Source organism: Microcoleus sp. PH2017_24_DOB_U_A (genome assembly GCF_020738205.1).
Classification (GTDB): Bacteria; Cyanobacteriota; Cyanobacteriia; order Cyanobacteriales; family Microcoleaceae; genus Microcoleus.
The window spans coordinates 1-7,190 of sequence record NZ_JAEQCT010000174.1; the positions used below are offsets into that span (position 1 = coordinate 1).

Sequence of the window (7,190 nt, forward strand, 5' to 3'; positions counted from 1 at the left end):
ATTGTGCTTTGTATTATATACGAGTTCCTGCGAGCGTCAACATGGCAGGTAAAAAATTATAATCAGTCCAAATGCAGATTTATCTGACGCAAGACGCCCGCATCTGTAATCCAATGGCACGGGGGCAAAAACAAATTGAACTACGGGCAAATAGTCTCGCGCGGCCACAATTTGCTCAAAAAGCTACCCAAATAGTCAAGGATGGGTAGCTTTGTCCATAAATTAAGTTACAGTTCCTAACCCATTATCTGAGCCTAAACACCGACATATTTGCAATCGAAACTTACGTCGGTAAAACGATCGTAAACTCACTACCTTTACCCAACTTCGATCGCACCGAGATACTCCCACCCATCCCTTCTACCAACGTTTTGACGATCGCCAAACCCAATCCATGTCCGTCACTAGCTACTTGAATCCCAGCCTGTGGCAAGCGAGTCCGCGCTTCATCTACCCGATAAAAACGTTCAAAAATCCGACTTTGATCCTGAAGCGGAATCCCCACCCCCCGATCGCGTACCCGAATCATTGCCTGTCCGTCAAAACGATCGATACTCAAGATAATCGGTTGCTCTGCTGCTGAATACTTCACCGCATTATCGATTAAATTGATTAATACCTGTTGAAGCCTGTCTCGATCGGCAATTGCTTCGATACTGGCTGTCGCCTCGACACGGATCGTTCGATCGCTATATTTCTCCGTCATATGGGCGATTTCTGCTACCACATCATTGAGTGACAAACGTTCGAGATGGTAGTGTGCATATCCACTATCGGCTCGCGCTAAGTTCAACAAATCCTGAAGCAGTTGCACCGTGCGCTCGGCTTCTGATGCCGCTGTAGAGAGGGCTTCTTGCTGGTAATCGTTTAAATTGGTACTGCGGCGGAGGACGCTTTGCAAATAACCCACTACCACCGTTAACGGTGTGCGTAACTCATGGGAGACATTGCCGACGAACTGACGCTGATTTTCCCAAGCATCCGCCAGCCGTGCCAGCATCATATTAAAAGTTTGAGCCAATTCCTTGACTTCACTCGGAGCCTGAGTGAGTTGCAACTGGGCTTTGTTCAAATCTGCTGCCGAAATCGCCCCAGCAATCTGGCTTATTTCTTGCAACGGTTGAAGCGATTGGCGAATGCGCAAGGCGATCGCAAAGATGGTGGCGATGGTTGCCAAACAGCAGACGGCAGCTAGCCCCTGGATGGCGGCAATGAGTTGGTTTTGTTCTGATGTGACATCCTGTGCCATATAGACCTTGCCCAGGGGATTGTTCCGCGCTGTGACTGCCCCCCGATACAAAATTAGATAGCGATCGCCCACTGGGTACACCTGGGGTTTGAGCGGCATATCGGCGATCGACATCACTTCATCGCTCACTTGACTCGATTGCGCCAGAAGCTGCTTACCATCGGTACTTTTGACCCAAATTGCCAATCCGGGCACCGAGACATTATCGATCGTTTTTTGCAGCCCCGTGGCAACTGGCAACATCTCGCTATAGAGTTCGACATCGCGGGGAAACCGAGTAGCAATATACTCCACTTGCTGAGTATGTGTGGTAATCAAAAGCTGCTGCATTTTCCAGCTCGTCCACACCGCGACGCTGCTCAAGCCCAGAATTGACAGCAGCGAGATTTCTACGGTGAGCCGAAATTGCAACGATGCCGGATCGAAATGTTGCTGCTTGATTTTCTGGAGCTTCGCTCTAAATCTATCGATCGGTTGCATTGGAAAACCTTGTGGTGCAGTATTTTCAACCGAAATTGAGTGTCACTATTCTTATTTTATCATTATTGCGCTGACATCCTAGCCATAAATGATTTTGATCTAAACATTAGCTGAGAAATTCAAGAAATTATCCTACCAATTACTTATCATTTTCTCATGAGAAACTCTGTTTACCAGAAAAATGGGTTTAAAGCCCCGTCCTTTGAGGACGGCTTTACAAAGTGTCTTGACGGATTGTAAAAGGAATGTATAATGCAGCAAGGAGGTGATGCAACTGTTTAATCTGGCGTATGAGTTTAAGCTAAAACCAACAACGTCACAAGTTCCCATCTTTGAGGATTGGTTGGAGCAATGTCGCCGTGTCTACAACTATGCTTTGAGAGAGCGTAAAGACTGGTACAAATCTCGCAGTTGTCGGATTGACGCTTGTTCCCTTCACTCGGAATACATTATTCCAGCGGATACACCCAGACCGACCTATTCAAGCCAATGTAAAGCGCTAACTGCGTATCGAAAAAGCAGCCACCAACTAAAGCAAGTTCAATCGCAGGTGCTGCAACAAACTTTACGTCTCTTAGAAAAAGCGTTTGTCAGTATGTGGGAACAAGGACACGGATTTCCCCGCTATAAAAAAGTCGGGGCTATGCGTTCCTTCGTGTTCCCGCAGATGGGTGTTGGGGCGATTGAAAACTCAACGGTAAAATTGCCTGTTATAGGCAGTGTTAAATTTCGTCAATCTCGCCCCATTCCAAGCGGTGCAACAGTCAAACAAGCTAGAATCGTCAGACGAGCTTCTGGCTGGTTTGTAATGCTAACCTTGCAATGGGATGTCAGTGTACCGCAGGCAATGCCCCACGGTTCATTCCTTGGAATTGATGTCGGAATTCTTCACTTTCTAGCAACTTCTAGCGGGAAAACCTACCCAAATCCACGACCTTTTCAGACGCTCCAACGCAAGCTTAAATTGCTGCAACAGCGAGTATCAAGAAAAGTAAAAGGGTCAAAAAACCGAAAAAAAGCGCAAGTAAAAGTGAGTAATCTGCATGAAAAAATTGCGAGTATCCGCAAGGATTATTATTGGAAGTTAGCTCATGAGTTGTGCGACAGTGCAGGTTCAATGTTTGTTGAGAATTTAAACTTGGTAGGATTGGCTCGCGGTATTCTCGGCAAACATTGTTTAGATGCGGGATGGGGGCAGTTCTTCCAGATTCTTGAACAATGCTGCTTGAAGCGCGGGGTATTTTTTCTCAAGGTAGATGCTAGAAAAACCAGCCAGATTTGCCCGAATTGCCTCACAGAAACCGACAAGAAAGAACTGTCCGAGCGAGTTCATTCATGCGGACATTGCGGATATCAAACAGATAGAGATGTCGCAGCAGCACAAGTAGTCTTAATTAGAGGACTTGCAGCCGTAGGACATACGGTCAAGATGCTTTCCGAGGGTAAAGCGGTTGCGCTCCCGGTGACGAAAGAATCCCCGTCCTTATAGGACGGGGAGTGTCAATGGGTGTATTTTTGAGTCAGGTAGGCATTAAACGGCAAGCCAATTGTCGGCAACGAGTCGGTGCTGTCGATCTCGAACAATCGATCGAATCCAAAATGGGATTCAAAGGAATTTAGCAAGCACCATGATTGACTTTCCTGGCTACCAAGCGATTGAGAAATTCTACGAAAGCTCTAGATCGGTGCTGTACCGAGCGCGACGCTGTACGGATCTCGTGCCTGTCATCCTCAAAATATCGAATCGAGAATCTCAGTCACCCCAAGAGATCGATCGATTCCAGTTGGAATACGATATTTTGCGAAGCTTAAATATTCAAGGTGTAGTTACAGCTTACGCTCTAGAAACTTATCCAGAAAATTCTGTCATCGTCCTCGAAGATTTCGGTGGAAAATCTCTTCCAATATGGCTGGTCGATCGAACATTTAACCTAGTAGGATTTCTGAATTTAGCAATTAGGCTAACATCAATCTTAGGAGAAATTCATCAGCACAACATCATCCACAAGGATATTAATCCATCTAATATCGTCTTCAATCCCACCACGGGACAGGTGAAGATCGTTGATTTTGGACTCGCTACCATACTATCGCCAGAAAATCCCCTAGTTCGCGATCCCAATTTGCTCGAAGGCACTCTTGCGTATATTTCCCCAGAGCAGACAGGGCGAATGAATCGATCGATCGATTATCGAACTGACTTCTATTCATTAGGTGTGACATTTTATGAATTATTAAGCTATCGACTGCCATTTGAAACGACGGATGCGTTAGAACTCGTCCACTGTCATCTTGCCAGAGAGCCACTCCCACTCCATCAAATCGATCCAGCAATTCCCCTGCCACTGTCCGATTTAGTGATGAAGTTGATGGCAAAAAATGCCGCAGATCGCTATCAAACTACCGATGCTATTTTGGTGGATTTGCAAGCGTGTGTGGATCGAATCGATCGAACTAGCAGTACAGCAGAAAAAGTTACCGAACTAGACAAAATTTCAACTATTACTAAGAATCACCTTGCTTCTACCAGTAACACTACCGGATCGGCAGCACTCGATCTAGCAGCACTAATGAAAGCATCTCAAGCACTTGCTGGGGAAATTGTGCTAGATAAATTGTTAGCAAAATTGATGACAATCGCGATCGAAAACTCTGGCGCACAGCGCGGCTGTTTGCTCTTGCAAAGTAATGGCGAACTAGAAATTGCCGCAATTGTCGAACCCCAAAACGTATCGATTTTACCAGCGATTCTCCTCGATAGTGAAGCTGGTAAAAATTTAGTTTCGCTGGCGATCGTCAATTATGTTGCAAGCACTCAGGAAAGCATCGTTCTCAATCGAGCCGTAACAGACTCTAGATTCGATCGAGATGCCTATATTCGCGCTCGTCAGCCGAAATCAATCCTTTGTACCCCACTGATTTACCAGGGTAAACGTGCGGGTATTTTATATCTAGAAAATAATTTAACGACAGATATTTTTACCCCCCAACGATTAGAAGTTATCCAGTTTCTGTCTACTCAAGCAGCAATTTCTCTCGATAATGCCCAACTCTATAACCAACTAGAATTGCGCGTACAGCAACGCACGATCGAATTGACACAAACGAACGACAGACTTCAATCCGAAATCTTAGAACGCCAAAAATCCGAGCAAATCCTCAGATCGATCGTTGAAGGTACCGTTTCCGCAACTGGTGTAGACTTCTTTCGATCGCTTGTCCGTTCCCTCGCCCAAGCTCTCGATGTCCGCTATGCCTTTATCAGCGAGTGTATGGATGCGCCACCTACTCGCGTGCGGAGTTTTGCCTTTTGGCAGGGAAATGAATTTGGCAACGAGTTCGAGTACGCTCTGCACGGTACGCCCTGCGAGCGGATTATTGGTAGTAATAGCTATCAGTGTTTCCCCGCCCAGATCCAGAGCTTATTTCCTGAAGAAAAGGATGAATTGGAGGCAATGGAAGCACAGAGTTATGCTGGCATTCCATTATTGACTTCGATGGGCGATCTGTTGGGACATTTGGCGGTACTAGATGACAAGGAGATGGAATCTAACGAGCGCACGCAGGCAATTCTAGAGATTTTTGCAGCACGGGCGGCAGCGGAGATGGAACGTCTGCAAGTAGAAGATGCCCTGCGAGTTTCGGAAACCAAGTTCTCGACAGCGTTTCGCTCCTCTCCAGATGCGATCGCCATTAGCACCCTCAACGATGGTTGCTACATCGAAATCAATGATAGTTGCTTGCGGATGCTGGGATATCACCGCGAGGAAATGCTCGGACGCAGTACCCTGGAACTGGGGGTGTGGGCAAATCCAGCCGATCGAATCGCGATCGCCCAACAGTTGCAGCAACAAGGTACCGTCAGCAATCTAGAGATCTCGTTTCGCCGTAAATCGGGGGAGATTTTCCCGACGTTGTTTTCTGCCGAGGCGATCTACTTGGAGGACGAACCATGCTTATTAGCGGTAGCGGCTGATATTACTCTACTTAAACAAGCCGAAAAAGCGTTAGCTAGACTAGCCGAAATTGGCGAACTAGCCGCCACGATCGTCCATGAGGTACGAAATCCTCTCACTACGATTTTGATGGGCTTAAATGCCTTTAAAAAACTCCAACTCTCCGAGCGATTTCAAGAGTATCTAGCTCTCTCATTAGACGAAGCCGATCGACTGCAACGCTTATTGAGCCAGATTTTACTCTATTCCAAACCCCAGACACTCGATCGATCTCGACTGGAACTAAATAGCTTCATCTTAGAAACGTTAAGTACCTTACAAACTATCCCTGCGGCTTTGGGAAAACAGCTTGAATTTATCCCGATCGAACCGATTTATGTGTTGGTCGATCGAGATAAATTCAAGCAAGTAATCATTAATTTGATCGTTAATGCCTGCGAAGCAATAGATATCGGCGATGTTATTACCACTAAGCTCGATCGAACCGAACATCACCGCGTTTGTCTGCAAATTCATAATGGTACGCCAATTCCTGCCGATATTTTGCCACGATTGACACAGCCTTTTTTTACAACCAAAGCCAGTGGCACGGGATTGGGTTTGGCGATCGTCAAACGGATTGTGGAAGCTCACGATGGGGAGTTTAGGATTGAGTCGGGGGAGGAAATTGGATCGATCGTCACAGTGAAATTGCCAACTATGTTGTCTTAGAAATACCTCGAATACTATAGAACCCATTTGAGATCTTTGCTGGCGATCGGAGATCGTCAGCTAGAGACGTTTACACGGTTACAGTGACACTCCAGCCAAAGAAGATCGATCTTAATTTTATCTAACGGTTCGGTTCAGCGGCAACCAACTAACTTGAACGATAGACAAAAAAGTTTCGCTCGCCGCTGCAACCGAATTGTTATACAGATTTACCAGCATTTAATTCAAGTACAACCATCGCTATAACTTCCTAGCAGTTATACTGTAAGTCATTGGTATTTTAAATTTTTCCTGGGCGATGAGGTTTGGAAAAGCATTCCAATATTCATCTGAGTGTTCGCCAAGATACTCTATCATCAAACCCGCCTTCACGGTAGTACCCTGAAGGAAAGGATCAGAGTAAGTTATAATTAGAAATAAGTGTTTGCCATTGCATGATCTGACATTAAAAATTCATTGTTGCCCTAATTGTGGTTCAGAAGAAGTTAGTCGAAACGGTCAAACTCGGCATCATAAACTTTCATTATAAATGCCGAGAATGTGGTCGTCAATTTGTTTTAAATCCAGCAGGTCAGCCTATTACAGAAGAACAAAAATAGTTAATGTCACGGATGCTACTTGAACGTATTTCTCAGGCAGGAATTGCTCGGGTACTTCAAGTGTCAGAAGATACAGTGCAGCGATACGTTAATAGCCAAGCGGCTGCTGTTAAGAAGCAAGTGGAAGTGACTCCCAAAGAAAAAAAGCGCTTGAATGTTCAGATGGATGAGTTATGGTCATTCGTTGATAGTAAA

The 7,190-nt window shown here is 45.6% G+C and carries 3 protein-coding genes and 1 pseudogene; 3 read left to right on the forward strand and 1 reads right to left on the reverse strand.

Features of this window, described 5'->3' with window-relative positions; all coding sequences use genetic code 11:
* Positions 1–283: 283 nt before the first annotated feature.
* The gene (locus JGK07_RS32060) at positions 284–1,729 is read right to left on the reverse strand and encodes an ATP-binding protein (protein ID WP_293199302.1); all 1,446 of its coding nucleotides are present in this window, start codon (positions 1,727–1,729) and stop codon (positions 284–286) included.
* A 268-nt stretch (positions 1,730–1,997) separates the two neighbouring features.
* On the opposite strand from JGK07_RS32060, the gene JGK07_RS32065 reads away from it, so the two are divergent.
* The 3 genes and pseudogenes from JGK07_RS32065 to JGK07_RS32075 all read left to right on the forward strand — a co-directional run.
* Positions 1,998–3,218, forward strand: coding sequence for a transposase (locus tag JGK07_RS32065; protein WP_363319282.1), 1,221 nt, complete (start codon positions 1,998–2,000; stop codon positions 3,216–3,218).
* A gap of 139 nt (positions 3,219–3,357) precedes the next feature.
* Positions 3,358–6,396: a GAF domain-containing protein gene (locus JGK07_RS32070; protein WP_293187053.1), complete on the forward strand. Its 3,039-nt coding sequence runs from the start codon at positions 3,358–3,360 to the stop codon at positions 6,394–6,396.
* 611 nt (positions 6,397–7,007) lie between these two features.
* A pseudogene (locus tag JGK07_RS32075) lies at positions 7,008–7,190 on the forward strand (IS1 family transposase); the annotation flags it as partial.